Genomic DNA, 24,791 nt, shown 5'->3' on the forward strand with positions numbered 1-24,791 from the left:
CTCAGGGAGATTCGATTTACATTAAGGAGCTGCTGAGCAAAAGTTGACCGGAACGTCCCGTACCTGGTCGCAATGGCGTGACGCATTAATGGATCCCAGATCTGCGTAGAGTAATGTCAGCCGCGATGTGGACGACACTAACCGTCGTAGTCAGCTCGGCAATGAAGCGGCCCGGTAGCGACTTCGTGCGCGGAACAAGCCACGGCCACGCGAATCCGTGAGCCACGCCGCTGTAGACATTAAAGATCCAACGTACGTGCTCTTTATGAGCCTGCACAAGATCATCTATCGCTCCACCTTGAATCGATGTTCCCGATTCGCGCACGAGCACTTCACCAACTACATCCGCCATCGAATCCAAAGTCTTAGCATCACCGGGCGGACGGCCACCTTGCATGAGGCCAGGACGCCGCCGTTCATACTGCGCAACAGTCTCGGCGGGCGGGACAAGACTTGTCAACTGCTCGAACTTCGAGAACTGGGTATATGCACGATAATAGCTTTCCGCTTCCTGACTCATGACAGTTCTTGCGTTAGCGATTCGCTCAGAATCAGACTGAGGTCCCAGCATGTAGAGGATTCGGCCCGCACCCATAACCGCCGATCGAAGTAGAACCGTCAATACTGAGGGAGCGATCGGGGGGCTGTTATTGATGAAGATGCTTCGTACAAGATCGAGCGTGCCGCGCGCCAAGCCCAGCCCTTGGCTGATCGAAAGCCGCAAGTCTACCTGCGGTTCCGGCAAAGCCTCGATTAGGCTCCTTAACTCGCTATTCGGCCGGTCGAGGTCGGTTAGGTCGTCGGGGAGTTGGTCACACAGCTCACCGATGCGCTGAATGATCTCCAAGTTGCTCGCTAGTTGATCCCAATCTTCCTCAGCATCTAAGCCCAGATCCATGTCGGGATCTTACTGCGGCGCCCAAACAGAGTCCCGATTGGGGATGACTTGACCCGCTGGGAACGGAAAGCTCGACTGTAGCGATCGAGGTAGACAAACTCGGGCGAGTTCTTTGCAACCCAGTCGACCATGGTCGTGTAGTCCGCGCGGACGCCATGGTGGCCTCCGCGATCGCGGGGACCTGTCGGGCCCGTCCCTGGTGGCGGGGTGCGTTCCCCCGCCTCCGCGCGGAGCGCCGGTCATGGCCGTGGAGGCTTCTGTGTCAAGGGCCGCCGGAGGCGGTCGGCGCCAGCCGATGCGCAGCACCCTGAGCTTCCCCCGGTTTCCCGGAGTCCGGGTTACCTGTGATTGTCGCGCTGGGCGCGATGGTAGGCGTCCTCGTACTCGTCGGGCGAGAGCCCGCCGAGGCCGGCCTGGATCCGGCGGGGGTTGTACCAGCCGTCGATGTAGCGCAGCAGGGCGTGCTCGGCCTCGGCGCGGGTGGCGAACGTCGTGCCCGGCCAGTACACGAGCTCAATCTTGAGCGTGGACCACAGGTTCTCCGCCAGGGCGTTGTCGTAGCTGTCGCCTGTGGACCCTGTCGAGGGGGCGACACCGGCATCGACCAGGCGCTGGGTGAACCGCAGCGCCGTGTACTGGGCGCCCTTGTCGCTGTGGAAGATCAACTGCCCGGAGCGCACCGCCCGGGAAGCCAGCGCATGATCCAGGGCGGTGAGCACCAGCGCGGTCGTCGCCCGCGCGTGGGTGGCCCAGCCGACGACCCGGTTGGCGAACGCATCGCGCACGCTGGCCAGCCACAGCACGCCCTCGCCGGTGACCAGCCGCGTCAGGTCGGCCACCCAGAGCCGGTTCGGCGCCTCGGCGTGGAAGTCGCGCTCGACCCGGTCCGGCGCGGCGGTGTGGTTCGGGTCCTGGCGGGTCGAGCCGTGCTTCCAGCCACGGCGCAGGTGCGCGCCCTGCAGACCGTGCTCGCGCATGATCCGCTCCACGCGCTTGCGCCCGACGCGCACGCCCTGGCGGCGCAGCTCCAGCCACACCCGCGGCGAGCCGTAGGTCGTGGCGAACTCACTGACGTTGCGCACCTTGCAGATCTGTTCGAGCAGCGCGGCGTCGTCGAGCTCGCGCCGGCTCGGCGCCGCGCGGCGGGCCCGCCAGTCGTAGTAGGTCGAGGCGGGGATGCCCAGGACCCGCAGTACGAGACCGGCCGGGAAGTCATGGGTGTCGATGAAGCTCATGACCACCTCCGGGTCGGGCCGATCTCGCTGGCGAAATACGCACTCGCCGCGCGCAGGACCTCGTTGACTCGCCGCAGCTCGGCGTTCTCGGCCGCCAGCCTGCGGTTCTCGGCCACCATGTCGGTGCTCGGGCGATCCTCGCGCTCGCCGGCATCGGCCTCGGCCTGGCGGACCCAGTTCCGCAGGGCCTCGGGGTGCACGTTCAGCTGACCGGCCAGCCGCTTGAACGACGGCCGCGGGTCGGACTCCCGATACAGCCGAACTGCCCGTTCCCGCAGCTCATCGGGGTACTTCCTCGGTGCTGGCAACAGAGCCTTCCTTCCCAGTCCCCTCGATGGGACCAGTCTTCAAAGACTCCGGAGAACCGGGGGAACCTCACCCTTGATGCAGAGGGCGGCCATGTGACGCTGCAGGGGCCGTTAGGTCCCCCCGCCGGAGGCGGTCCGACTGGCTCCTCGGCCTGTGCGGCCTTGAGCACGACCTCTACCAACAGCTCGTCCCCCGGCCCGGTTCCGTTCGTCCCTGTCGCACAGTTCGTCGGCGGTGGGGACTTCTGCGTCCCCGCTGGGGCCTGACTCCGTGGCGGGCGTGCGCGCGCCGGTCGCCGGGCCGGAGGCGATAGGCGAACCGGCAGCGACGCCGTCCGTCCGGCCCGTCAGGGCCGGCTTGAAGACGTGAAGAAAGTCCTCACCGACCGAGCGAGTGGATTTCGGTCGGCCACGGTCAATGGTCCGGGCAAGCGCCCGGGCAGCCTCTTAGGCTCGGAGATGTGATGGTCCTCGACGCAGCCCGCTCGGTGGCAGAACGCCACCTCGCCGAGGCGTTGCCGCGTCGCTGGAACCACGTCCAGGGCGTCGCCACACGCGCTGAGGTCATCGGCCCACATCTCGATTGCGGCCCGGTCCTCGTCGCCGCCTGCTGGCTCCATGATGTCGGCTACGCGCCGGACCTCGGTGCGACACGGTTCCATCCGCTCGACGGTGCCCGTGCACTCCGCGACTGGGGTGCGGATGACCTGATGTGTGGCCTGGTCGCATTCCACTCCGCTGCGGCCCACGAGGCTGACGTCCTGGGCCTGCTCGACGAGCTGCGTGCCTTCGACGATCCGCAGGGCCTCGTCCGCGATCTGCTCTGGTACCTCGACATGACCACGAGTCCGGACGGCGAGCGCGTCTCGTTCGACGAGCGCATGGCAGAGATGCGGGAGCGCTATCCCGCCGACCACTACGTGAGCCGTGCTCTCGACGGCAGCATGGCCGACCGCCGTGGTGCCGTGGATCGAGCAGAGGCGTGGTTGTCGTCCGCCGGTCTGGGCGGTCAGGTGTAGTACGGGTCCCGCCGGCTGAACCCGTGCTCGATGCGCAGCCGGATCGAGGGATGGACGTCGATGCTGTCCAGCGCGGCCCGCTCGACCCACAGCACTTCTGAGGACTCGTCGCTCGTCCGCGGTTCCCCGCCCACCGGCCGGGCGCGGAAGCAGATGGAGAACTCTTGTCGGACTTCGCCGTCGGTGTAGGCCATGACGTGGTCGGGGTTGCTGTAGATCCCGACCAGGCTGGTGACCTCAATGCGGATGCCGGTCTCCTCGTCGGTCTCGCGGACCGCGGTCTCGGTCATGGTCTCGCCGAGCTCGTGGCGTCCGCCGGGGAGCGCGTAGAGGCCGTTGTCGGTGCGCCGGATCATCAGCAGCCGGTCCCGCTCGTCGGTGACGAACGCGCTCACGGCGATGACGATGCTGGTCGCCTTCGGCGCGTCGGGGTCGTGGAAGTGGTCGGTCCGGGCCACGCGCCGGTCACCAATGCGCTGGGGTCGAGGTGCTCCACACGTCGACGAAACTACGCGCATAGGTGTCGAACAGGTCCCCGGCGCCGAGCTTGCGCAGATGCAGCGCAGGGGCGTGAGCGCCCGGGACCCCGTAGACGTGGGTGTTGATGATGGCCTGGTCGTCGAACCGGAAGATCGAGTTGTAGAGCGTGGTCGTGTGGAACCGGAACTCGATGCCCGGGGTGTCCAGTAGCGGCCGGTACGCGGCCAGCCCGTAGCGGATCCGCGCGGCGAGCGTCCCGGTCCCGAGGCGTTCTTCCTGGCTGCGCAGCTCGACGGCGTCGCTGTCGGGGTCGCCGAAGTTGATCCGCACGGTCACACCGGCGCCGGCCTTCTCGGCCACGGTGCGAATGAAGTCCGGACGCTCGATGAGGAACTGGCCGGCGTGGACCAGGACGTCGATCCGGTCCGTCGCCGAGGCGAGCAGCTCGTCCCACAGCTCGGCCGGGACCGCGCCGCGGTGCGGGTAGGCCGCGACGATCTCCGAGGCCGCGATCCTCGCCTGACGCTCCGGCGGCACCGCCGCGGGCCACAGATAGGACTCGCTCTGCCCGACCAGCGCGGACAGCGCGGCCCGGTGCCGGGCGTACGGGGTGCGGCCCTGGGTGGCCCACCGCTCGACGGTCTTGGCGTCAACGCCGATCTGCTCGGCCGCCGTCGCGGGCGTGAGGCCGGCGCTCATCAGCGCGTCGCGCAGTCGCTCGTTCGCCATCGCCGTACCCCTCCGTGGACACGAGCTGGGACGTCTTGATCCTAGCTGAGACGTCCTGAGATGTCCCTCTGTGTGGTCGGGCCGTCCCGGTGATTTCCGGAGTGTTGGACCTGCCCCGCTACGAGGGCCATCCCGATTCAGTCCCTGGAGGACGGTCATGGCAACGATCAAGGTCGACACCACCGGTACCCGCTACACCGTGGGCGCGGCTCCGCGTCCGAAGAACGACATGGACGGCCGTCAGCGCACCGACCGGCAGACCGGGACGCCGCTGTTCACCACGCAGCTGGTCAAGGTCGACGCGGAGGGCGCGGAGATCCTGACCATCACGACCCCGGGTGCTCCGCAGGTGGAGCAGGGCGCGGAGGTCCGCCCGGTGGGTCTGGTGGCGATCCCGTGGCAGCAGGGCCAGCGGGCCGGTGTGGCGTTCAAGGCCGACCGGATCGAGCCCGCCCACGTGCAGGCGTCCAAGGCGTCCTGACCGCCTGTCTGGTCGGTGGTGCGGGTCGGGGCTGTCGTCCCCGGAGTCCCGCCCCGCACCCCGGCACCTCGCCGCTCCTGCCTCGTCGCCCGCCCCGCGTCCGGAAGGCCCTGTCATGGCTCGCAACGCCGCTCCTGCCCGCACCTTCGGTGCCGGGAAGTCCCGTGTGGACTCCTTCGAGATCATCTCCGCCCCGCCCGCCAACCCCGCCGTCCGCGTCGCCGCCCTGCTCCTGCGGCTGCGCGCGGAGCTGCTCGTCCTCGCCGTCGGCGTGTGGGCGTGGGTCGCGCTGGGCCCGGACCACGCCCGTGACGAGGCCGGCCGATTCGTCGCCGTCCCGGGCACCGGCTTTGACACCGCGACGCGGGTGGCGCTGTTCGTCGCGGTCGGGCTGGTGCTGGCAGGGCTGCCGTGGACGCGGCGGTTCCTGTTCCACCGCGCCCAGGCCGTGCTCACCCGCCACCGGGTCCGTCAGGTCCTGGTCGAGTGCCGGGTCCTGAACTCCCGTTCTCGGGCGTGCCCGTTGACGGTGTGGGCTCGTCCGACGCAGGTCGGTGAGGTCGTGTGGGTGGTGCTGCGCGCCGGGATCGCTCCGCATGCCGTCGCGGATCAGGCGGAAGAGCTGGCGTCGGCGTGTTTCGCCCGTGAGGCGCGGGTGGTGGTGTGGCCGCGGTTCACCAACGTCGTGCGGGTGGAGATCATCCGTCGCGACCCGCTGGCGCCGAATCTGATCCGCTCGGACCTGTTCCGCTACGCCTCCGGCGACATCCATGACCCGGGCTGGCCCACCAACGACGGCCCCGACTCGCCGGTTCCGACTCCGCGGCGTGAGGCGTCCCGTGCGGCGCTGCCCGCGGCCCCTCAGCCCGCGTTCGACGGCCCGTCCGACGGCGGGCGTGGTGGGGACTGGTCGGACTATGTCTGAGCACCCGCCCACACAGCCCCTGCCCCTGCCCCTCACGATCCCTGCCGAGGATGCGACCGGTCGACTGGTCCGCCCGCTGCTGGTCCTGCGCCGCTGGGCCGACGAGTACCGCGCCCACCGCCGGGAGCGCCGCACCGACGACGGCCCGTCGATCTGGGAGCCGATCCACCTCGGGATCGCCGAGGACGGGCGTCCGGTCCGGGTCCCGCTGATCTACCGCAACATGCTCCTGGCCGGGGAGCCCGGCGCGGGCAAGTCGGTGGGGCTGAACAACATCGTCGCCCACGCCGCACTCGCGACCGACTGCCGGTTGTGGCTGTTCGACGGCAAGATCGTCGAACTCGGCCTCTGGCGGAGCTGCGCGGACCGGTTCGTCGCCAACAGCCTCGACGACGCCATCGCGGCACTGCTGGACCTGCAGTCGGAGATGGATCAGCGCTACGCCGTTCTCGACGACGAGCGGCGCCGCAAGATCGCCCCCGCTGACGGTGTCCCGCCGATCGTGGTCGTGCTCGACGAGCTGGCCTACTTCTCCGCGACGGTCGGGACCAAGCGCGAGCAGGAAGCCTTCTCGGTCCTCGTGCGGGACCTGGTGGCCCGGGGCCGCGCGGCCGGGATCATCGTCGTCGCAGCCACGCAGCGCCCGTCCTCGGACATCATCCCCACGAGCCTGCGGGACCTATTCGGCTACCGGTGGGCGTTCCGCTGCACCACCGACGCGTCCTCGGACATCGTGCTCGGGCACGGCTGGGCCTCCCGCGGTCACTCCGCCGCGAGCGTGGCTCCGGAGACGAAGGGCATCGGGTTCCTGCTCGCCGAAGGTGGTGTCCCGCGCCGGATCAAGGCTGCGCATCTGTCCGATGAGCAGGTCTACGCCCTGGCTGACCGCGCTGCGCTGCGACGGCTTGCCGCCGGGATCGCCCACGGCCAGGACCTCGACGACGCCACTGGTGGTGCGGCATGACCGCCAGCCCGACGACCGCCGAGCTGGTCCATGACGGGCTGCGTCGGTGCGCGGCCGCCCGCCGTCAGGTCAGCGCCCGCTACGACCGCGGAGCCCTCACCGCTACCGAGTGGGCCGACTTCCTCGCCGCATTGCACGCCCGCGACGCCCGCTGGTGGTCTGTGCTCGCCCGCACCACCATCGCCGATCACACGATCCCGCTGGTCTATGTCGCGGCTGTGTCCGACGCCGAGGCCGCTGCCCTGCGCGCTGCAGCCGACTGGGCCTGCACCGCCCGCGAGTACACCCGCAACGTTGCGGCTCGGGTGGCGTGATGAGCACCGGCCACGGCTCGGCGACCGTCGACAGCCTTGCGGCCCGACGGCTCACGCGTCTGGCCGGACAGACCCCCGCGGCCGACCTCGTCGCTGCTGCCGGACGACGTGAGGATTTCGCTGGCTGGCTGCGCCACGTCACCCCCGCCGCCGGATGCGCCCACCCGATCCGCCTGTCCGGGAACGTGTTCCGGGTCGAGGAAGCCACCGGCCGCATCACCTCCGAGCGCCACACCGCCGAGATGCCCGACGGCCTGATCTACACCGCCTGCGGCAACCGCCGCGCCTCCGTCTGCCCCTCGTGTGCCGAGACCTACCGCGCCGACACCTTCCAGCTCGTCACCGCCGGACTGGTCGGCGGCAAAGGCACCCCGGCCAGCGTCGCCGCGCACCCGTGCGTGTTCCTGACCGTCACCGCGCCCTCGTTCGGGCCGGTCCACGCTCACCGGACGGACCGGAAAGGCCGGCCTCTTCCGTGCCGCCCCCGCCGCGACGAGACGAGCTGCGGGCACGGTGTGTCGCACGCCTGCTGGGAGCACCACGCCGCAGACGACCCGCGCGTCGGGCGGCCGCTGTGCTTGGACTGCTACGACCACCCGCACCAGGCGGTGTGGAACCTGCACGTCGGCGAACTCTGGCGCCGCACGATGATCGCCGCCACCCGCAACCTGCGGCAGCTCGAGAAGCTCACCGGCGCCAACCTCCGGCTGAGCTACACCAAGGTCGCCGAGTTCCAGGCCCGCGGCGCCGTGCACCTGCACGCTCTGGTCCGGCTCGACGGCCGCGACCCCGACCCAGGCCTGTCGCACCTGACCCTGTCGCCGCCGCCCGGCGTCTCGGTCGCCCAGGTCGCGCTGCTGCTCCGCTCCGCGGTCACCGAGACCTCGTTCACCACCGCCCCGCACCCCTACCGGCCTCAGGGCTGGCCGATCGCGTGGGGCGAGCAGGTCGACCCCCGACCCGTCCGGCTCGCCGCCCGCGACCTCGACGACGCTGCGGAGATCACCACGACCGCCGTCGCCGCCTACCTCGCCAAGTACGCCACGAAGGCGACCGAGACCGCCGGGCATCTCTCGACGCGGCTGCGCCCGGATACGGTGCGCTCCTACACCGACCACGCCACCCACTCCGGGCGTCAGATCGACGCCTGCTGGCGCCTCGGGCAACGCCCCGGTGGCTGGGACCCCGACGAGTGGTCGACGTCCTGGGGGCGGCTGTGGCGGTGGGCGCACATGCTCGGCTTCGCCGGCCACTTCTCCACCCGCTCGCGGCGCTACTCCACCACGTTGACCGCGTTGCGGCAGGCACGGCGGGACTGGCAGCGCGACCACGCCAACCCCCGCCCCGCCGCCGAGGACGTCGAGCGCCTGGACGACGGCGAGGACACCACGGAGGTTGTCATCTCGGCGCTGCACTTCGCCGGGATCGGCTGGCACACCACCGCCGACGCCCTGCTCGCCAACACCGCCGCCGCACAGGCACGGGCCAGGAGGCGCACCGCCCGCGAGGAACTGAGCACGACCACCGCATGACGACGAGGGAGGAGAGACAGGTGGAGCAGTTGACCTACACCGTGGAGCAGGTCGCCGAGATGCTCGGCGTCGCCCGAGGGGTCGCGTACGAGCAGGTCCGGAGCGGTGAGATCCCGGCGATCCGGGTCGGCCGCCGATGGCTGATCCCGCGGAACCGGTTCCACGCCTGGCTGGACGGCGAGACCAGGGCAACCGTTCGGGGCGTGGCCTGATGGGGTTCGTGCGCAAGACCGACGGTGGGCGCTACAAGGCGTTCTGGCGTGACCCCACCGGACGGCAGCGCTCCAAGACGTTCCGGACGAAGAAGGAGGCCGGCGCCTTCCTCGCGGAGACCGAGACCTCCAAGAGCCACGGGACCTACGTCTCCCCGCACGCGGGCCGGATGACGTTCGGCGATCACGCCGAGGCGTGGGCCGCGTCCTGGAACACCGAACAGACCACCGCGGCTCGGGACCGATCGGTGATGCGTACCCACGTCCTGCCCCAGTGGGCGGACTGGCAGCTCGCCAAGATCGACCACCTGTCCGTCCAGCAGTGGGTCACCGAGCTGGGACGCACCCGGTCCCGCGCGACCGTGGCCGAGGCATACCGGCTCACCTCGGCGGTCCTGCGCTCCGCGGTGCGGAACCGGCTGATCGCCTTCAACCCGGCGATGGACGTCCGGATCCCCAAGCGGCGGCGGCAGGACACCGACGAGCGGGTGATCAGCCGGGAGGACCTGCGCGGCGTACTGCTGCCCGCCGTGCCCGAACGTCACCGCGCTCTCGTCGCGACCGCTGCCGGGGCCGGCCTCCGCTGGGGTGAGGTCGCCGGTCTACGGGAGGACGTCGTGGACCTAGATGCCGGGACGGTGTCCATCGTGCGCACGGTGATCGAGGTCGCGGGCAAGCGGAGCTTCAAGCCGTTCCCGAAGTCGACGGCGGGCCGTCGCGTCGTCCCGCTCCCCCAGTGGGTCGTGACCGCGATCCGGGAGCACGTGCGCCGCTGGCCGCAGGAATCGACATCGCCGATCTTCGCGAACGAGCTCGGCGGGCCGCTGGGCCGGACGATCTTCCGCTCGCGGGTCTGGCGGCCGTCGCTCGTCCGGGCCGGTCTTCTGGGCTCCGTGGTCCAGGTCGGTCCGAAGCTGTTCCGGGCTCGCTGGCTCGATCGGGAGGGCAACCAGCACACGGAGACTGCCCCGACGTACGCCCAGGCCGTGATGGAGGTCGCCCGCAGCAGCGCCGACGGTCTCCGCTTCCACGACCTACGCCACTCGTACGCCACCTGGCTCGTCGACGACGGCGTTCCGCCGAACATGGTGCAGCGGGTCCTGGGGCACGAGCGGTCGTCGACGACGCTGGATCTCTATACCCGGCGGACCGACAACTCCGCGCGCATCCTCCAGGCCCTCGACGACGAGAACCCGGCCGACGGCTCCGGAGCCGCCGGCCTCGGGCAGCGTGCCTGATGACCGCTGCTGCCTCCACGCTGCCTACTCGTCCCGAGGAACGAGAAAACCCCCGGTCCCGAACCTCTTGCGAGGCTGTGACCAGGGGTTTTGACTGTGGGCGATACTGGGATCGAACCAGTGACCTCTTCGGTGTGAACGAAGCGCTCTCCCCCTGAGCTAATCGCCCTCAGCGGTGAAACCAACTCTACACAGCCCGTCCCACCGCCGTTCACGGGGGTCACCCGTGGATCACCGCGGGCCCGTGACCAGCTCCGATCCCGGAACGGGCACCGGCGGGGGCGGCGGCTGGATCAGCGGCAGCAGCGGCGAGCGCAGCCACTCCCAGTGGATCCCCACCCACCCGCCGGCCGTCTCAAAGATCCCGAACAGCCACGCGCACACGGCGACCGTGCCGAGGATCAGCGTCATCACCAACAGCTGCACCACGCGGTTCTGGCGGCCCATCCAAGCCACCCAGCCGCCGTAGCGGACACGGACCCAGTGCAGGAGCCGCTGCGCCCAGCCGAACTCGGCGGCGAGCACGCCCAGGCCGAGGAAGATGATTGCCCAGCCGGGACCCGGTGCGGGCAGCGCGATGATCCCGATGATCACGATCGCGGTGCCGAGGACCCCCATGGTGATCCGGTAGGTCAGGTCCAGCACCGGGTTGCGGGCCACGCGGGCCCGGAACACGCGGTAGCGGACCTTCGCCCGCCGGTACTTCTTGCGGATACCGGTGTACCGGCGCCCGGAGGTGGTTCTCCCGGACGCCGGCACACCGACGTCGTTCTTCTCCGTCGTACTCAGGTCTCCACCTGCCCGGCCGCGACTACCTTGGTCGGCGCGGGAGGAGCCTCCCTTCCGCGCTCGAGCGAGACGGCGTATGTCCCGTAGCTCCCGCTGTCGGGCGATTCTACGGACACCGGTCCCGACTGCCCCGCTCGCACGTCGAACGTGCCGACCGCGCGCGGAGTTCCGTCACCGTCGAGTCCCCACAGGACGTAGGTCTGGTCCGCGGTCTCGTTGGGGTCCAGCCCCATCGGCATGACCTGGCGCTGTCCGTCCTTCACGACGACCGCGGCCACCATCGGCGCCCCCGGCTCCGCGGAGAGGAACGCGTGCGGTGTCCCGGGCTGCGCGATGGCGGAGAGCACGTCGCGCAGCTCCTGGGCCTGCGCGAGGCTCGCGTCCCGCTCGGCCTGCAGCGACTGCACCCGACCGACCGCCGCTCCCCCGCCGACGATCACCGCGAGTGCGAGGGCCGCCGCGACCAGGACCCGTCCGGGGCGGCGCGACCACCCGTTCCGGGCCGGACCGCGTCCGGCACCTCCCGACGGGCGTGTCGCGGGCCCGGTGGACGGCTCGGACCGCGACGGGCGGGCGCGCGCCCCCCCGTCGGACGCGGCGCCGGTGGCCGACGTCTCGTCACGGAGGGCGTGCCTCGGCACCGGGCGGTCGGACTCGCGTCCGACCTGCGGGGTCTGCCGGGCCTGCTCCAGGATCGACTCACGCAGCGACGACGGCGGCTCGACCTGCGGCACCGCGCCACCGAGCACGGTCGTCGTCCCGGCGACGTCCGCGGCGAGCCGTCGGCACTCGTCGCAGCCCTCGAGGTGCTGCACCACCTCGATCTCCTCGTCGGGTTCGAGGGCGTGCAGCGCCCACCCGACCGTCTGTTCGTTCATCGGACAGGGCCTCCCCTCGTTCACGACAGCCCTCCCGCCAGGTCTCCCCCGGCCTCCCCGAGCGCCGGGCCCAGCAGGTTCCGGAGCTTGGCCACCCCGGTGAACATGCGGGACTTCACGGTGCCCAGCGGCACCCCGGTCATCGCAGCCACCTCGCGTTGTGTGTAGCCGCCGTAGTACGCCAGCGCGAGGACCTTCCGCTGGTCCGCGGGCAGCTGACCGAGCGCGTCGCGCACCTGTCCGGCGACGAGTGCGCCGATGGCCCCCTCGTCGGCGCCCGGGCCGGGCGGGGCGTTCCACTCCGCGCCGTCGTCCGACGCCGGGACGGTGCGGCGCCGGATGGCGCTCTCCCGGCGGACGGCGTCGACGGACTTGTGGTGCACCAGGGTCAGCAGCCAGGTACCGAAGCGGCCCTTGGCCGGGTCGAAGCGCGACGGGTCGCGCCAGAAGGCCAGGAAGACCTCCTGCACGACGTCCTCGGCCAGCCCCTCGTCGGCACAGATACGTCGTGCGAGGGAGTAGGCCTGACGCCCGAAGCGGTCGTACAGCTCACCCAGTGCGGTCGAGTCGCCCGACACGATCCGTTGCACGAGTCGCGTGTCCCCCGCGTCGTCACGACGCGACGGGTCACGGCGCGCGGCAGGCCCGGCGGCCCGCCCGTGCTCGGGGCGGTCCGGCGGATCGGCGATGCCTGCCACCAGCGTTGTCCTCACGATTGCTGTGTTCGGTGTCCGTACCCGTTCCGGTTCGAACTCCGACGAGAGTAGTCGTTCTCGGTCACACGGCTCACACGCCAGGACGGCGCGGAGCCCGTTCAGCCCTGTCGCCACACGCAGCGAGTTACACCGTTGTGACTCGATCGGGGGTCATCCCACGGTGATCCACGTTCTTGCGCATCGAACCCGTCACCCCGAGGCCTTCTGTCTCGTTCCCACACTGACGCCCCACGCAACGCCCCCACGAAAGAGGATCACCGATGCGCGACGAGTCCAAGACGATCCGGGCGACGGCCATGTTCGAGCTCATCGCTCCGGACGCGCCTGTCGTTCCCGTGAAGGTCGAGCTGTCCTACACCAGCCGCGACCCCTACGCCGTGCAGGCCTCGTTCAAGACCGGTCACCACACCACGGTCGACTGGGTCTTCGCCCGCGACCTGCTCGGCGACGGGCTGGTCGACTCCGCCGGCACCGGCGACGTCCGGGTGCAGCCGATGAGCGACGACCCGACCCGGATCGAGCTCGAGCTCACCTCTCCGTCGGGCCACGCCCTGTTCACCACCTCCGCGGCGACGCTGTCGGAGTTCCTGCAGGCGACCTACGACGCCGTGCCGGCCGCCGCCGAGTACTCGTGGCTCGACTTCGACGCCGCCCTCGCCGACCTGCTCGACACCACCGCCCGGGACTGACCCGACGTACCCCACCACCGGGCGGAGCCCGTCTCCGCACGTGAGAGGACATCCGGTGGTGGAGAGAGGGGGCGGTCGGACCCCCCTCGGGGCGGGTGCTAGTGTTCTCTCACCGCACCGCGGACGGGCCTCACGGCCCAGGACGCGGTGCACGGTGCGGACGTAGCGCAGCTGGTAGCGCATCACCTTGCCAAGGTGAGGGTCGCGGGTTCGAATCCCGTCGTCCGCTCGGAGACTTCTCTTCCCACGCGCGATTAGCTCAGCGGGAGAGCACTACCTTGACACGGTAGGGGTCACTGGTTCAATCCCAGTATCGCGCACCATTTCCCGGATCCCCGGGGCCGCACATCGGCCCCGGGGATTTCGCATTTCCGGGTACGGCGACGCGCACCGCCGACCCCCCACGGCACCCTCCCCCGCGCTCGTCCGGCGGTCGTGGCCCCGCTGACCTGGACGGACGATCATCGGGTACCCCCTCGACAGCGGCCACGGACGGTGCGCTACTGTTCTCCCAACGCACCGGGAACTTGCGGAAACACCTCGGGAACGGTGCGACATGCGGACGTAGCGCAGCTGGTAGCGCATCACCTTGCCAAGGTGAGGGTCGCGGGTTCGAATCCCGTCGTCCGCTCTGCCGGGCCCCGACAGCAGGCCGGTTTCCGGCGGCGTGGCCGAGTGGCTTAGGCAAGGGCCTGCAAAGCCCTGTACGCGGGTTCGATTCCCGCCGCCGCCTCGCGCGATTAGCTCAGCGGGAGAGCACTACCTTGACACGGTAGGGGTCACTGGTTCAATCCCAGTATCGCGCACCATTCCCGGATCCCCGGGGCCGGAAGTCCGGCCCCGGGGATTCTGCTTTCCGGGCCTCCCCCGCCGCGGTTCAGCGCACCTGTTCCACCGGGCGCACGAGCATCTCGTTGACCGCCGCGTGCCGCGGGCGGGTCACGATGTAGACGACGGCGTCGGCGATGTCGGCGGGCTTCAGCACCCCGCGCCCGCCCTTCGAGGTCGCATCCGGTGCGTACTCCGCACCCGAGGTCGTCATCTCCGAGGCGACCAGGCCGGGCTCCACGAGGCCGACCCGTACGTGGCGCTCGGCGTACTCCTGGCGCAGCGCCTCGCAGAACGCGCCGACCCCGTGCTTGGTGGCCGCGTAGACGTTGCTCTCCGGCGACGGGACCCGCCGCCCGGCCACCGAGCTGATCGTGACCACGTCGGCGACGCCGCGCGGCCCACCGGCCGCCGTCGCCAGGTGCGGCAGGGCCGCGTGCGTCGTCGACAGGACGCCCGTGAGGTTGACGTCGATCATCGTACGCCAGTCCGCGACGTCGGACTCGGCCGCCGGGCCCCAGGACCCGAAGCCGGCGTTGTTGACGAGGACGTCCAGCCCGCCGTGCTGCTCGACCACCGCCGCGACGGCGGCGTGCAGCGCGTCGTCGTCGGTGACGTCCACCGGGTGCACCGACGCCCTCGGCAGCTCCGTCGCCAGCGCCTCGAGGCGCTCCCGGCGCCGGGCCAGCAGCGCCACCGTCGCCCCCTCGGCTGCCAGCGCCCGGGCGGTCGCCTCGCCGATACCGCTCGACGCGCCCGTCACGATCACCGTCGTCCCGTCCAACCGTCCGCTCATGACAGCGGTGTACCCGCGGACCCGGCGACGTAGTGATCATCGCCGGGGTGCGGCGCAGCTCCCGGGAGCGGGTGCGTTATCGTGGGGCAGCACGCGCCGGAGACGGTGCGACTGCGGACGTAGCGCAGCTGGTAGCGCATCACCTTGCCAAGGTGAGGGTCGCGGGTTCGAATCCCGTCGTCCGCTCCACGTCACCACGGTCGCCACCCGTTGCGATGCCGGGCGAACCCACCCTCCGAGTCGATCACCTGTCCGGTGATCCAGGCCGCCTCGTCGGTGCACAGCCACGCGATCAGCCGGGCCGGGTCGTCGGGCTCACCGAATCGGCCGAACGGGAACATCGGGGCCATCGCCCGGAACGCCTGCGCGCCGAGGTAGCCGGTGTCGACCGGCCCCGGGTTCACCGTGTTGACCCGCAGCCGCCGGTCCGCGAGCTGGTCGGCCAGCGTCGGGGTGATGCCCGCGACGGCCGCCTTCGCCGCTGCGTAGGCCACCTCGCCCGGCATCGGCCCGCGTGCCTGCCCCGAGGTGAGCAGGACGGCCGCGCCGCCGGGGCGGGTGTCGTCGTGCGCGTTCGCCCACGCCTGGACCAGCAGGATCGACGCGCGGGCGTCGACCGCCCAGTGCCGGTCCAGCTCCTCGGACAGCTCCCCCAGCGGACCGTCGGAGCCCGACAGGGCCTGGTTGGCGACGAGCAGGTCGACCGGCCCGGTGAGCTCGCGGGCGGCGTCGAGCAGACGCTGCGGCGCGGCCGGGTCGGCGAGGTCGGCGTGCACCCCGGCGACCGGTGCCGTCGCGTGTCCCCGGACCTCCGCGAGAGCGGCGTCGACGTCGTCGGCGCCCCACTCCTGCGTCGCGTCGTGCGGGGCGAAGTGGTGCACGACGACGGCCGCGCCGTAGGCGGCGAGCCGGCAGGCGGTCGCGTGCCCGATCCCGCCGCGCCGGCCGCCTCCGGTCACGAGCGCGGTCCGGCCGCGCAACGGCATCGGGTCCCGGCGCAGCGTGCTCACTCCCCGACCCTGCCCGACCGGGGCGCGCCCGCGCGAGGGAGTTGTCGCCCCGCGCCGACGTCACCGGCCGGCGGCCCGGGGAGGCGCTTCGCGTGCGTCAGCCCCGGGCGGTCTCCGGGGTGATCGCGCAGCGCAGCCGAGCGGGCAGTGCCTGCGGGTCGGGGGCGCCGCCGTCCTGCAGCCAGCGGGTCACCGCACGGACGTCGTCGGTGCCGCGGACCGGGCCGACCGCGACCACCGGCGACTCGGGACGCGTGCGGGCGGCGTCGCACGCCTGCACCAGCACCATCAGCCCGGGCCGCCGCGCCGCGCAGACACCCGGCCCGAGCCGGCACCCCGCGGTCACGAGCACCCCCTGGGTGCTGTCCTGCACCACCGCGCGCAGGCCCTCGACCAGCACCTCGTCGACGCCGGGCAGGGCCGCGACGGTGCCGTGCGCGTCCTCGTCGAACCCCGACGGCGCGTGGGCGCAGGCCCCGCACCGGACCACCGTGAACCCGTCCACCGGCACCCCTTCCTGCAAACAGTAATCGTTGTCGATTACAGTCGACGGTAACACCCGCGACGCAGGAGGAACACCGTGAAGCCCGGCATCCACCCCCCGTACGGTCCGGTCGTCTACCGCGACACGTCCACCGGCGACGAGTTCCTGACCCGGTCGACCGAGACCTCGCGCGAGACCGTCGAGTGGTCGGACGGGAACACCTATCCCCTGATCAAGGTGGACACGACCTCGGCGTCGCACCCGTTCTGGACGGGCAACGCCCGGGTGCTCGACGCCGCGGGCCAGGTCGAGAAGTTCCGCCGCCGCTTCGGGGAGCGCACGCGCGGCTAGGCCCGCGTAGCGTCGGGAGGCATGCGCCGCCGCCGTCGCGAACGGGTCCAGGTCGTCACCGACCTGACCGAGCCGCTGACGGTCGAGCACGGTCGTCGCATCCGGATCCGGCTCGTCGCGATGGTGGTGTGGATCGCGGGCTGGATCGTCGCCGGCGCCCTGTGGCGCGACGGCTGGCTGGCCACCGCGATCCTGCTGACCAGCGGCCCGGGGCTGTGGATCCTGTGGTGGCTGTTCGTCCCGCCCCGGGAGCGGGGACGGCGCGAGCCGGTCGGGCGCCGACCCCCACGGGCACTGCCCGGGCCCCGGGACCCGCGGGAGTGATCGGGTGGGCGGCCGCGGGGTTCCGCGACCACCCACCCCGGCATCCGGCGTCGTGGGCCGGAGGGTCATCCCGTCCTGCTGATCTCCACCATGTCCTCGCGCGGCACGACCTTCGTCCGCTCGCGGCCGCGTGCCTCGCCGAGGCCGCGCTCGTGCTTGTCGAGCGCGAGCCAGCCGGTCCAGGTCGTGTACTCCACGCCCCGGCGTTCCAGCAGCGCGTCGACCTCGGCCGGGTCGCGGCGGGGCGCCCGGGGCAGCTGCGGCGCGTCGGCCAGCAGGCTCGCGACGGTCTCCGAGGCGCAGCCCTTGGTGTGCCCGATCAGCCCGACCGGGCCGCGCTTGATCCAGCCGACGGCGTAGACGCCGGGCAGCTCCTGGCCGTCGATGTCGTGCACCCTCCCCTCGCGGTGCGGCAGCACGCCGTGCTCGTGGTCGAAGGGCAACCCGGCCAGGTGCGAGCCGGTGTAGCCGATCGCCCGGTAGACCGCACCGACCGGTATGTCGGTGAACTCGCCGGTGTCGCGGACGTCGCCGTGGCCGGTGTACTCGGTGCGCTCGATCCGGATGCCCTCGACGCGGTCGGTGCCGAGGATCCGCTCGGGGCGCGCGAGGAAGTGCAGGTGCACCCGGCGCGGGTCGCCGCGCCGGTCCCGCAGCGCCCATCCCTGCAGTGTCCGCACCACCATCTCGACGTGCTTGGCCGAGCGGACCTCGGCGGCGGCGACCTCGTCGAACTCGACGTCGGCCGGGTCGACGACCACCTCGACGCCCGGCACGTGGTCGAGCTCGCGCAGCTCCATCGGGCTGAACCGGGCGTGCGCGATCCCGCGGCGGGCGAACACGTGCACGTCCGTGGCCTGGTTGACCGCGAGCCCGGCGTGGACCGAGTCCGGGATCTCGGTACCCGAGAGGCCCTCGGCGGTGCTCGCCAGGATCCGGGCGACGTCCAGGGCCACGTTCCCGGCGCCGATCACCGCGACCGACGACGCGTCGAGCGTCCAGTCGCGGGGCACGTCGGGGTGGCCGTCGTACCACTGCACGAAGCGGGCGGCGCCGTGGCTGCCCGGAAGGTCGACGCCGGGCACGTCGAGGTCCCGGTCCCGCTCGCAGCCGGTGGCCGCGATGACCGCGTCGTAGTGGTCGCGCAGGTCGGACAGGGTGATGTCGGTCCCGACGTGGACGTTGCCGAACAGCCGCACGCCGGGGCGGTCCAGCACGCGGTGCAGGGCGTGCACGATCTGCTTGATCCGCGGGTGGTCCGGGGCGACGCCGTAGCGGACCAGCCCGAACGGGGCGGGCAGCTTCTCGAACAGGTCCACGGCGACGTCGGCATCGGACTTCAGCAGGGTGTCGGCGGCGTAGACGGCAGCCGGACCGGCGCCGATCACGGCGACGCGCAGCGCAGTCATCGTTCTCCTCGGGTGTCGACGGACCCCCGAGGCTATAGCAAGGTAAGCCTTACCTAACTATGACGCAGGCAACACCGTGCGCGGCAACAGATCCGGGAAGTGGCCGCCGACCCGCTCGGAGTGGCGTCGCCACTCCCGCGGGTAGCCCAGCGACACCTCGACGAACGGGACGCCGTCGACCGTGACCGTCCGCGGGATGTGCAGGTGGCCGTGCACGACCACCCGCGCCCGGTAGCGGCGGTGCCAGTCCGCCGTCGCCGTCGTGCCGCACCAGAGCGCGAACTCCGGGTACCAGAGGACGTCGCAGGGCTCGCGGACCAGCGGCCAGTGGTTGACCAGCACCGTCGGCAGGTCCGGGTCGAGCGCGTCCAGGCGGGCCGCCGTCGACGCCACCCGGGCCGCGGACCACTCGGCCCGCGTGGCGTACGGGGCCGGATGGAGCAGGTACTCGTCGGTGCAGACGACACCGGCGGCGTACGCGGCGGCCAGCCCCTCCTCCGACGTCGTGGTGCCGGCGGGCAGGAACGAGTAGTCGTAGGGCACGAACAGTGACGCGACGACGGCCGGTCCACCCGGGCCGTCCCACACCGGCCACGCGTCCTCCGGGGTCAGCACCCCGACGTCCCGGCAGCGACGGACCAGCTCGTCGTAGCGGGCGACGCCGGCGAGCTGCTCGACCGCGTCGGCCCGGGCGTTCTTGGCGCGGGTCCAGAGCTCGTGGTTGCCCGGGGTCCACAGCACCTGCGCGAAACGCTCCCGCAGCACGGCGAGCGTGGCGACGACGCTCTCGATCCGCTCGTCGACGTCACCCGCGACGATCAGCCAGTCCCCCGGGTGACCCGGGTGCAGCCCCGCGGCGATGTCGGCGTTCTCCGCGTGCCGCACGTGCAGGTCACTGACCGCGAGCAGGCGCGGCTCCCCGACGGCGGTCACCCGCCATTGTTACCCGGTGGGGTCCGGCCCACCGTCCGCCGGGGCCGGAAACGTACCTACCCGCGGTAACTTACTGCTGGTAGCTTCGGGACCGAGCTCGACGACGAGGCGGGGAGGCCGGGATGGCGGCATCGCGGGGAGTACGACGGTGGATCCGGTGGGTGCTGCGGCACGGGGCGATGCGGCGGGAGGTGACCCGTCAGGCGGCCAAGGGTGACCTGGGCGCGCACATGATCATCAACCCGGACGCGGTCCGGGACCCGTACCCGGCCTACGAGCAGATCCGTGAGCAGGGCCGGATGGTGCGTTCCGCGCTGACCTGGACCACGGTCGACCACGAGATCACCACCGAGGTGCTGCGCAGTTCCGACTTCTGCGTCGGCCTGCGCATGCCGGAGAACGCGCCGGGCCTGCTGCGCGCGCTGCTCGCCGCGGGCGGGACCTGGCCGCTCGGGCCGGCCGAGCCGCCGTCGCTGCTGTCGATCGACCCGCCGGACCACAACCGGGTCCGCAAGCTGGTCACCCGCTCGTTCAGCGCCAAGGCGATCTCGTCGCTGCGCGGGCGCACCGAGGAGGTCGCCGCACAGCTGCTCGCCGACCTGGAGGCCCGCACCGGCGCCGACCGGCGGGCCGACGTCATCTCCGGCTACGCCTCACTGCTGCCCGCGACCGTCATCACCGAGATGCTCGGGGCGCCGGTGGAGATGCGGGAGAAGTTCCTGGAGTGGGGCGAGGGCGGCGCCTACTCCCTCGACATGGGCCTGGACTACGCGACGTTCCACCGCACCGAGCGCGACATCGATGCGCTCACCGACTGGATGGCCGGGCACTTCGAGCGGCTGCGCCGGGAGCCCAACGACTCCATCCTGTCCTCGCTGGTCGCCGCCTACGACCAGGAGGAGGGCCGGCTCACCCACGACGAGCTGCTGTCGCTGGCGATGCTGCTGCTCGCCGCCGGGTTCGAGACGACGGTCAACCTCATCGGCAACGGCACCCGGCTGCTGCTGACCCACCCCGACGAGCTCGCCCGGCTGCAGGCCGACCCGGCGCTGTGGCCGAACGCCGTCGACGAGGTCCTGCGCTACGACTCCCCCGTCCAGCGGACCGGGCGCGTCGCCGCGCGCGACACCGAGGTGTGCGGGTTCCCGGTCAAGCGGGGCGCGCTGGTGCTCACCCACCTCGGGGGCGCGAACCGCGACCCGGACGTGTTCCCCGACCCCGCCCGGTTCGACGTCGGGCGCGCGGGCGCGGACCGGCACGTGGCGTTCAGCCAGGGGATCCACTACTGCCTGGGCGCGGCGCTGGCGAAGATGGAGGGCGAGGTGGGGCTGCGGGCGCTGTTCGACCGCTACCCCGACCTGCGCGCCGACGGCCCGGCCGAGCTGCGCGGGACCCGGGTGCTGCGCGGCTACCGGACGCTGCCGGTCCGCCTGGGCGACGCCCGGGTCCCCGTCGACGCCTGAGCTCAGGCCCGGTTGGTGGCGCTGGTGACCGTCGTCGTCACCAGGCTGATGATCGACATCCCGATCACGAGGTGGATCACCGCGGTGGCGATGCGGACGGTCCAGGGTTGCTCGGTGAGGATCAGCGGGGACACCGCGGCCAGCGCGGTGAGCAGCCCCGCGATCCAGCCGAAGTAGGACATCGGGCTCGGCACCGCGACCAGCAGCAGGTGCGCGAGCCCGGTGGCCGCCAGCCCGGCGACCGCCGCCCAGATCGCGAGGCTCTGCGCCGCGGCCCAGCCGTCGAGCGGCTCGGAGACGGCCGGGGCCAGGTACGGGATCTGCAGCAGGACCTGCAGGATCAGCAGCCCCACCAGGGCGATCAACGCGGCGATCACCGCCGTCGCCACACCGCCGGCCCACAGCCGACCGGGGTTCACCCCGCTGCGGGGACGCGGCCGGGCGGTCTCCCGGCTCATCTCTCGGGTGCGGTCGTCGGCCTCGGACATCGTCGTACTCCCCCGGTCGCGGACGGGCCGTGCGCGGCGTCGGTGTGGCGCGGCGCGACGGGGACCACCCGGGCCCGGGTGATCACCTGTGGTGGGCAGCAGACTACGCCCCGCGAGGACGCCCCGTCGGCCCGCGCCGCAACGCGGCGAGCGCGGCCTCCGCGTCGGCGACCACGCGCCCGCGACGGCGCTCCAGGGCCTCCCCGGACTCGGCGCCCGAGCCCATGTTGCCCTGGGCGTAGCGCGTCCAGACCCCGGTCCCGATGCAGGCACAGCGCCAGTGCGCGAACGCCACCCAGTACGGCAGCTGGTCCAGCGCGCGCCCGGAGCGCTCGGCGTAGCGGGTGGCGACGAGGTCGCGGTCGGGCCAGCCGGGCGCCGCGGTCGGGCCGCTGGTGATCGCGGGCAGCGTGTCGCCCGGACGCTCCCAGGACGCCAGCAGCCACCCCAGGTCGGCCAGCGGCTCCCCCAGGGCCGCGAGCTCCCAGTCGAAGACGCCGGTGATCCGGCCGCCGCGGAACGACAGGTTCCCCGGCCGGAAGTCGCCGTGGGCGATCCGCGGCCCGCCGTCCGGCTCCGGCGGCATCGCCTCGACCAGCGCGGCGTGCGCGGCGTCGAGCGCGGCGAGGTCGGTGAACGCGCCCGCGTGCGCCTGCCGGTGCCAGCGGCGCAGCTGCCGTTCCAGGTAGCGGCCGGGCCGCTCCAGGTCGCCGAGCCCCACCTCGGCCGGGTCGACGGCGTGCAGCGCCGCGAGCACCTCGGCGGTGTCGAGACCGCAGGCCCGCCGCTCCGGTTCGGGGACGGCCTCGCCCGCGGCGCGGTCCCCCGGGACCACGCCGTCCACCCAGCCCATCAGGTAGAAGCCGGCGCCCAGCACCGCGGTGTCCGAGCACAGGGCGACCGGCTCCGGCACCGGGACCGCGGTGCCGGCCAGCGCGGTCAGGAAGCGCCACTCCCGGCCCATGTCGTGTGCGGTGGCGAGCACGCCCCCGGTCGGCGGGCGGCGCAGCGCGTACGGCGTGCCGCGGGCGTCGGTGACCCGGAAGGTCAGGTTGGAGTGCCCGCCGGAGATCCGCTCCACGGCCACCGGGCCGTCGCCGAGCTCGACCTGCGGCACCTCGGCGGCCAGCCAGCGGGTCAGGGCGACCGGGTCCACCCCGTCGTGTGCGTCGGTCATCCCCCGATGCAACATGATCGCCCCCGCGCCGACCACCCCCGTTTCGGGCGCGACGATTGCGGGCACCTCTCCCCTGATCATGACCGGTCGCGTCCGGCGCACCCCGGCGCCGTCGACGACGACCGGTGGGAGAGGAACCCGTGAGCGACCAGATCACCGTCACCCGCACCGTGTCCGCCACCCCGCAGCAGCTGTTCGCGCTGCTGTCCACCCCCACCCGGCACCAGGAGATCGACGGCGCCGGCATGCTGCGGGGCGTCGAGGGCTCGACGGAGATCAGCGGTGTCGGCGACGAGTTCGTGATGAACATGCACAACGGCGACCTCGGCGACTACCAGATGAAGAACACCGTCACGTCCTTCGAGCAGGACCGCGTGATCGGCTGGGCGCCGTCGATGCACCCGATCGACGCGAAGAAGGACACGATCGGCGACGTGCGCGCCGAGGGCCACACCTACACCTGGCACCTCGCGCCCGAGGGCGACGGCACGACGGTCACCCAGGTCTACGACTGGAGCGGCGTGCAGGACCAGGGCTTCCGCGGCTTCTTCCCGATGCTCAGCGAGGACCAGCTCGCGGACTCGATCGAGAAGGCCGGACGGGCCGCCTCCTCCTGAGACCGTCCACACCCGACGGCGCCGCACCGGTCACCGGGCGGCGCCGTCGTGCGTTCCGGCCGGGGTCACCCTAGGACAGCGGCAGGACGAGGCGGGCGAGCAGCCGCTCGGCCTCCGCGGCCGGGTCCTCGGTGAGTCCTGTGTGGACCGGGCCGGGGCACACGATGGTGCTGCGTGCGGTGGTGAGGCGCCGGAAGCGGCGTCCGATGTCCTCCCCCGCGCCGGGCCCGCGGGCGGCCAGCGCGCCGGTGGCGTGCCGGTCCGAGCGCGGTGGCTCGGGCACCGCGGCCACCGCGGCCACCGTCGCCAGCAGCTCGTCGACGGCGTCGGCGTCGGCGGTCGGGTCGAGCGCGGCCAGCCGGGCGCGGTCGAGGTGGACCCGCACCGCGAGGACGTCGCGGGCCCGGCAGTGCAGGAGCACCCCGGCGTTCATCGACTCGCCGCGTTCCACCCGGGGCACGACCCGCAGCAGCGCGTACTCGTAGGCGACGAGGCCGCTCACCGACCCTCACCGCCGCCGACGCCGCCGATCCGGAGCCACGGCGGACGGCGTGGGGCACGGTCGACCGGCCGTGGTCTGCCCGCCGCCACCGTCGCGGCGACGCCCGGCAGCCACTCCCCGCGCGCCGCGACCCGGGCCGCGAGCGCCTGGACGTACGCGGCGCGCACGGCGTCGGGGCCCCCGACGCCGTCGACGTCGGCGATCCACTCGTCGGGCACCAGCGCCAGCACCCCCTCGAGCAGGTCCGGGGTGACCAGCGGGGCGAGTGCGCCGTCCGCGGCGTCGAGGTCGGGGTGGGCGCCGAGCAGCACGTGGTCGCCGGCGTCGAACGGGCGGTGGGCGAACCGCGGCGCGGCCGACCAGTCGTGGGCGAAGGTGAGCGTCGCTCCGTGGTCGATCAGGTAGGGCCTGCGGTGCCAGAGCAGCATGTTCGAGTTGCGCCAGGAGCGGTCGACGTTGCCGACGAGCGCGTCGAACCAGAGCACCCGACCGGCGAACCCGGGTCCGACGTCGAACGCGACCGGGTCCAGGTCGAGCGCCCCGGGCAGGAAGTCGACGGCCAGGTTGAGCCCATGGGAGTTCCGGAGCAGCTCCTGGACCTCCTCGTCCGGCTCGGTGCGCCCGAGCGTCCCGTCGACGACGATCGTCGCGATCCGCGGGACGGGCAGACCCAGCGCGCGGGCGAGCTCCCCGGACACGATCTCGTTGACCAGCACCGCGCGGCCCTGCCCGGCGCCGGTGAACTTGACCGCGTAGGTGCCGAGGTCGTCGGCCTCCATCAGCCCGGGCAGCGACCCGCCCTCGCGCAGCGGGGTCACGTACCGGATCGCGGTCAGCCGGGGCAGCGCCCGCCCCTCGGTCGTCCGCTCGTGGCTCACCCGCGGAGGTTAGCGCCGGGCACGGATGCGGCCCGCACCCCGTGGCGTCGGGGTGCGGGCCGTGGTCGCGCTCGCAGGCGGTCCGGGAGGAGGGTCACCGGCCCGCCCGGCTCCGGGGCGCGCG

At 72.3% G+C, this 24,791-nt stretch carries 30 protein-coding genes and 7 tRNA genes; 19 read left to right on the forward strand and 18 right to left on the reverse strand.

Going from position 1 to position 24,791, the window contains the following annotated elements; translation table 11 throughout:
- Nucleotides 1-85: 85 nt before the first annotated feature.
- From ZF1_RS17325 to ZF1_RS17335, 3 genes are all read right to left on the reverse strand, one after another.
- Entirely contained in the window at nt 86-898 is an 813-nt protein-coding gene (locus ZF1_RS17325) for a hypothetical protein (protein ID WP_482637800.1), read from the reverse strand.
- A 338-nt stretch (nt 899-1,236) separates the two neighbouring features.
- The gene (locus ZF1_RS17330) at nt 1,237-2,133 is read right to left on the reverse strand and encodes an IS3 family transposase (RefSeq protein WP_482637801.1); all 897 of its coding nucleotides are present in this window, start codon (nt 2,131-2,133) and stop codon (nt 1,237-1,239) included.
- Nucleotides 2,130-2,441: a transposase gene (locus ZF1_RS17335; protein WP_482637802.1), complete on the reverse strand. Its 312-nt coding sequence runs from the start codon at nt 2,439-2,441 to the stop codon at nt 2,130-2,132. The genes ZF1_RS17330 and ZF1_RS17335 overlap by 4 nt, the downstream gene beginning before the upstream one ends.
- A 464-nt stretch (nt 2,442-2,905) precedes the next feature.
- On the opposite strand from ZF1_RS17335, the gene ZF1_RS17340 reads away from it, so the two are divergent.
- Nucleotides 2,906-3,460 carry an HD domain-containing protein gene (locus ZF1_RS17340; RefSeq protein WP_482638718.1) on the forward strand — a complete coding sequence of 185 codons (555 nt, stop codon included), beginning with the start codon at nt 2,906-2,908 and terminating at the stop codon, nt 3,458-3,460.
- On the opposite strand, the gene ZF1_RS17345 is transcribed toward ZF1_RS17340, so the two are convergent.
- Both ZF1_RS17345 and ZF1_RS17350 read right to left on the reverse strand, forming a co-directional pair.
- Nucleotides 3,451-3,918, reverse strand: a complete 468-nt coding sequence (locus tag ZF1_RS17345; RefSeq protein ID WP_482637803.1) for an NUDIX hydrolase — start codon at nt 3,916-3,918, stop codon at nt 3,451-3,453. The genes ZF1_RS17340 and ZF1_RS17345 overlap by 10 nt on opposite strands.
- Nucleotides 3,919-3,925: 7 nt before the next feature.
- On the reverse strand, nt 3,926-4,669 hold the full coding sequence (locus ZF1_RS17350) for a helix-turn-helix domain-containing protein (RefSeq protein ID WP_482637804.1): 744 nt from the start codon (nt 4,667-4,669) through the stop codon (nt 3,926-3,928).
- Nucleotides 4,670-4,826: 157 nt separating this feature from the next.
- Here ZF1_RS17350 and ZF1_RS17355 point away from each other — a divergent pair, with 157 nt between their 5' ends.
- The 7 genes from ZF1_RS17355 to ZF1_RS17385 all read left to right on the forward strand — a co-directional run bounded on the left by ZF1_RS17355 (nt 4,827) and on the right by ZF1_RS17385 (nt 10,335).
- Entirely contained in the window at nt 4,827-5,150 is a 324-nt protein-coding gene (locus ZF1_RS17355; protein ID WP_482637805.1) for a hypothetical protein, read from the forward strand.
- 115 nt (nt 5,151-5,265) lie between these two features.
- Nucleotides 5,266-6,075 (forward strand): hypothetical protein, encoded by an 810-nt coding sequence (locus tag ZF1_RS17360; protein WP_482637806.1) that lies wholly within the window; start codon nt 5,266-5,268, stop codon nt 6,073-6,075.
- Nucleotides 6,068-7,039 (forward strand): FtsK/SpoIIIE domain-containing protein, encoded by a 972-nt coding sequence (locus tag ZF1_RS17365; RefSeq protein WP_482637807.1) that lies wholly within the window; start codon nt 6,068-6,070, stop codon nt 7,037-7,039. The genes ZF1_RS17360 and ZF1_RS17365 overlap by 8 nt, the downstream gene beginning before the upstream one ends.
- Nucleotides 7,036-7,353 (forward strand): hypothetical protein, encoded by a 318-nt coding sequence (locus ZF1_RS17370; RefSeq protein WP_482637808.1) that lies wholly within the window; start codon nt 7,036-7,038, stop codon nt 7,351-7,353. The genes ZF1_RS17365 and ZF1_RS17370 overlap by 4 nt, the downstream gene beginning before the upstream one ends.
- Nucleotides 7,353-8,885 (forward strand): replication initiator, encoded by a 1,533-nt coding sequence (locus tag ZF1_RS17375; protein ID WP_482637809.1) that lies wholly within the window; start codon nt 7,353-7,355, stop codon nt 8,883-8,885. The genes ZF1_RS17370 and ZF1_RS17375 overlap by 1 nt, the downstream gene beginning before the upstream one ends.
- A gap of 20 nt (nt 8,886-8,905) precedes the next feature.
- Complete coding sequence (locus tag ZF1_RS17380) at nt 8,906-9,097, forward strand: helix-turn-helix domain-containing protein (protein ID WP_482637810.1); 192 nt, start codon at nt 8,906-8,908, stop codon at nt 9,095-9,097.
- Entirely contained in the window at nt 9,097-10,335 is a 1,239-nt protein-coding gene (locus ZF1_RS17385; protein ID WP_482637811.1) for a tyrosine-type recombinase/integrase, read from the forward strand. The genes ZF1_RS17380 and ZF1_RS17385 overlap by 1 nt, the downstream gene beginning before the upstream one ends.
- A gap of 97 nt (nt 10,336-10,432) precedes the next feature.
- Here ZF1_RS17385 and ZF1_RS17390 read toward each other — a convergent pair.
- The 4 genes from ZF1_RS17390 to ZF1_RS17405 all read right to left on the reverse strand — a co-directional run bounded on the left by ZF1_RS17390 (nt 10,433) and on the right by ZF1_RS17405 (nt 12,700).
- Nucleotides 10,433-10,504, reverse strand: a tRNA-Val gene (locus tag ZF1_RS17390).
- Nucleotides 10,505-10,566: 62 nt separating this feature from the next.
- Nucleotides 10,567-11,094 (reverse strand): TIGR02611 family protein, encoded by a 528-nt coding sequence (locus ZF1_RS17395; protein ID WP_482637812.1) that lies wholly within the window; start codon nt 11,092-11,094, stop codon nt 10,567-10,569.
- A 26-nt stretch (nt 11,095-11,120) separates the two neighbouring features.
- The gene (locus ZF1_RS17400) at nt 11,121-12,002 is read right to left on the reverse strand and encodes an anti-sigma factor (protein WP_482637813.1); all 882 of its coding nucleotides are present in this window, start codon (nt 12,000-12,002) and stop codon (nt 11,121-11,123) included.
- A gap of 20 nt (nt 12,003-12,022) precedes the next feature.
- On the reverse strand, nt 12,023-12,700 hold the full coding sequence (locus tag ZF1_RS17405; protein ID WP_251784990.1) for an RNA polymerase sigma factor: 678 nt from the start codon (nt 12,698-12,700) through the stop codon (nt 12,023-12,025).
- A gap of 278 nt (nt 12,701-12,978) precedes the next feature.
- On the opposite strand from ZF1_RS17405, the gene ZF1_RS17410 reads away from it, so the two are divergent.
- The 6 genes from ZF1_RS17410 to ZF1_RS17435 all read left to right on the forward strand — a co-directional run bounded on the left by ZF1_RS17410 (nt 12,979) and on the right by ZF1_RS17435 (nt 14,216).
- Nucleotides 12,979-13,407, forward strand: coding sequence for an SsgA family sporulation/cell division regulator (locus ZF1_RS17410; protein ID WP_482637814.1), 429 nt, complete (start codon nt 12,979-12,981; stop codon nt 13,405-13,407).
- A 156-nt stretch (nt 13,408-13,563) separates the two neighbouring features.
- Nucleotides 13,564-13,636, forward strand: a tRNA-Gly gene (locus ZF1_RS17415).
- Between the two features lie 19 nt (nt 13,637-13,655).
- Nucleotides 13,656-13,730: transfer RNA gene (locus tag ZF1_RS17420), tRNA-Val, on the forward strand.
- A 235-nt stretch (nt 13,731-13,965) separates the two neighbouring features.
- A tRNA-Gly gene (locus tag ZF1_RS17425) sits at nt 13,966-14,038 on the forward strand.
- Nucleotides 14,039-14,068: 30 nt separating this feature from the next.
- A tRNA-Cys gene (locus tag ZF1_RS17430) sits at nt 14,069-14,140 on the forward strand.
- Between the two features lies 1 nt (nt 14,141).
- Nucleotides 14,142-14,216, forward strand: a tRNA-Val gene (locus tag ZF1_RS17435).
- 68 nt (nt 14,217-14,284) lie between these two features.
- Here the strand turns inward: ZF1_RS17435 and ZF1_RS17440 are convergent.
- A complete protein-coding gene (locus ZF1_RS17440) occupies nt 14,285-15,031 on the reverse strand; it encodes an SDR family oxidoreductase (protein ID WP_405416578.1) in 747 nt (248 codons plus the stop codon).
- A 113-nt stretch (nt 15,032-15,144) separates the two neighbouring features.
- Between ZF1_RS17440 and ZF1_RS17445 the strand changes: the two genes are divergently transcribed.
- Nucleotides 15,145-15,220: transfer RNA gene (locus ZF1_RS17445), tRNA-Gly, on the forward strand.
- A 2-nt stretch (nt 15,221-15,222) separates the two neighbouring features.
- Here the strand turns inward: ZF1_RS17445 and ZF1_RS17450 are convergent.
- Both ZF1_RS17450 and ZF1_RS17455 read right to left on the reverse strand, forming a co-directional pair.
- Nucleotides 15,223-16,041, reverse strand: coding sequence for an SDR family oxidoreductase (locus ZF1_RS17450; RefSeq protein ID WP_405416577.1), 819 nt, complete (start codon nt 16,039-16,041; stop codon nt 15,223-15,225).
- Nucleotides 16,042-16,138: 97 nt separating this feature from the next.
- On the reverse strand, nt 16,139-16,546 hold the full coding sequence (locus ZF1_RS17455) for a hypothetical protein (protein WP_405416576.1): 408 nt from the start codon (nt 16,544-16,546) through the stop codon (nt 16,139-16,141).
- A gap of 75 nt (nt 16,547-16,621) precedes the next feature.
- Between ZF1_RS17455 and ZF1_RS17460 the strand changes: the two genes are divergently transcribed.
- The gene (locus ZF1_RS17460; RefSeq protein WP_020624102.1) at nt 16,622-16,876 is read left to right on the forward strand and encodes a type B 50S ribosomal protein L31; all 255 of its coding nucleotides are present in this window, start codon (nt 16,622-16,624) and stop codon (nt 16,874-16,876) included.
- Between the two features lie 21 nt (nt 16,877-16,897).
- Nucleotides 16,898-17,200, forward strand: a complete 303-nt coding sequence (locus ZF1_RS17465; protein ID WP_179762439.1) for a hypothetical protein — start codon at nt 16,898-16,900, stop codon at nt 17,198-17,200.
- A gap of 65 nt (nt 17,201-17,265) precedes the next feature.
- Here the strand turns inward: ZF1_RS17465 and ZF1_RS17470 are convergent, their stop codons facing one another.
- A complete protein-coding gene (locus ZF1_RS17470) occupies nt 17,266-18,609 on the reverse strand; it encodes an FAD-dependent oxidoreductase (RefSeq protein ID WP_482637815.1) in 1,344 nt (447 codons plus the stop codon).
- Between the two features lie 57 nt (nt 18,610-18,666).
- Entirely contained in the window at nt 18,667-19,542 is an 876-nt protein-coding gene (locus ZF1_RS17475) for a metallophosphoesterase family protein (RefSeq protein WP_251784996.1), read from the reverse strand.
- A gap of 122 nt (nt 19,543-19,664) precedes the next feature.
- Between ZF1_RS17475 and ZF1_RS17480 the strand changes: the two genes are divergently transcribed.
- Complete coding sequence (locus ZF1_RS17480) at nt 19,665-21,005, forward strand: cytochrome P450 (protein WP_482637816.1); 1,341 nt, start codon at nt 19,665-19,667, stop codon at nt 21,003-21,005.
- A 2-nt stretch (nt 21,006-21,007) separates the two neighbouring features.
- Here ZF1_RS17480 and ZF1_RS17485 read toward each other — a convergent pair whose 3' ends face one another.
- Together ZF1_RS17485 and ZF1_RS17490 are read right to left on the reverse strand one after the other, a co-directional pair.
- Complete coding sequence (locus ZF1_RS17485; RefSeq protein ID WP_062395952.1) at nt 21,008-21,493, reverse strand: DUF6069 family protein; 486 nt, start codon at nt 21,491-21,493, stop codon at nt 21,008-21,010.
- Nucleotides 21,494-21,596: 103 nt separating this feature from the next.
- The gene (locus tag ZF1_RS17490; RefSeq protein WP_482637817.1) at nt 21,597-22,670 is read right to left on the reverse strand and encodes a phosphotransferase family protein; all 1,074 of its coding nucleotides are present in this window, start codon (nt 22,668-22,670) and stop codon (nt 21,597-21,599) included.
- A 140-nt stretch (nt 22,671-22,810) separates the two neighbouring features.
- Between ZF1_RS17490 and ZF1_RS17495 the strand changes: the two genes are divergently transcribed.
- Nucleotides 22,811-23,287 carry an SRPBCC family protein gene (locus ZF1_RS17495; protein ID WP_224402138.1) on the forward strand — a complete coding sequence of 159 codons (477 nt, stop codon included), beginning with the start codon at nt 22,811-22,813 and terminating at the stop codon, nt 23,285-23,287.
- A gap of 70 nt (nt 23,288-23,357) precedes the next feature.
- Here ZF1_RS17495 and ZF1_RS17500 read toward each other — a convergent pair whose 3' ends face one another.
- On the reverse strand, nt 23,358-23,789 hold the full coding sequence (locus ZF1_RS17500; RefSeq protein ID WP_251784999.1) for a DUF3037 domain-containing protein: 432 nt from the start codon (nt 23,787-23,789) through the stop codon (nt 23,358-23,360).
- Nucleotides 23,786-24,667 carry a HipA family kinase gene (locus ZF1_RS17505; protein ID WP_476651841.1) on the reverse strand — a complete coding sequence of 294 codons (882 nt, stop codon included), beginning with the start codon at nt 24,665-24,667 and terminating at the stop codon, nt 23,786-23,788. Before ZF1_RS17505 ends, ZF1_RS17500 begins: the two co-directional genes overlap by 4 nt.
- Nucleotides 24,668-24,791 lie beyond the last annotated feature (124 nt).

The organism is Pseudonocardia sp. ZF1, from assembly GCF_056835605.1.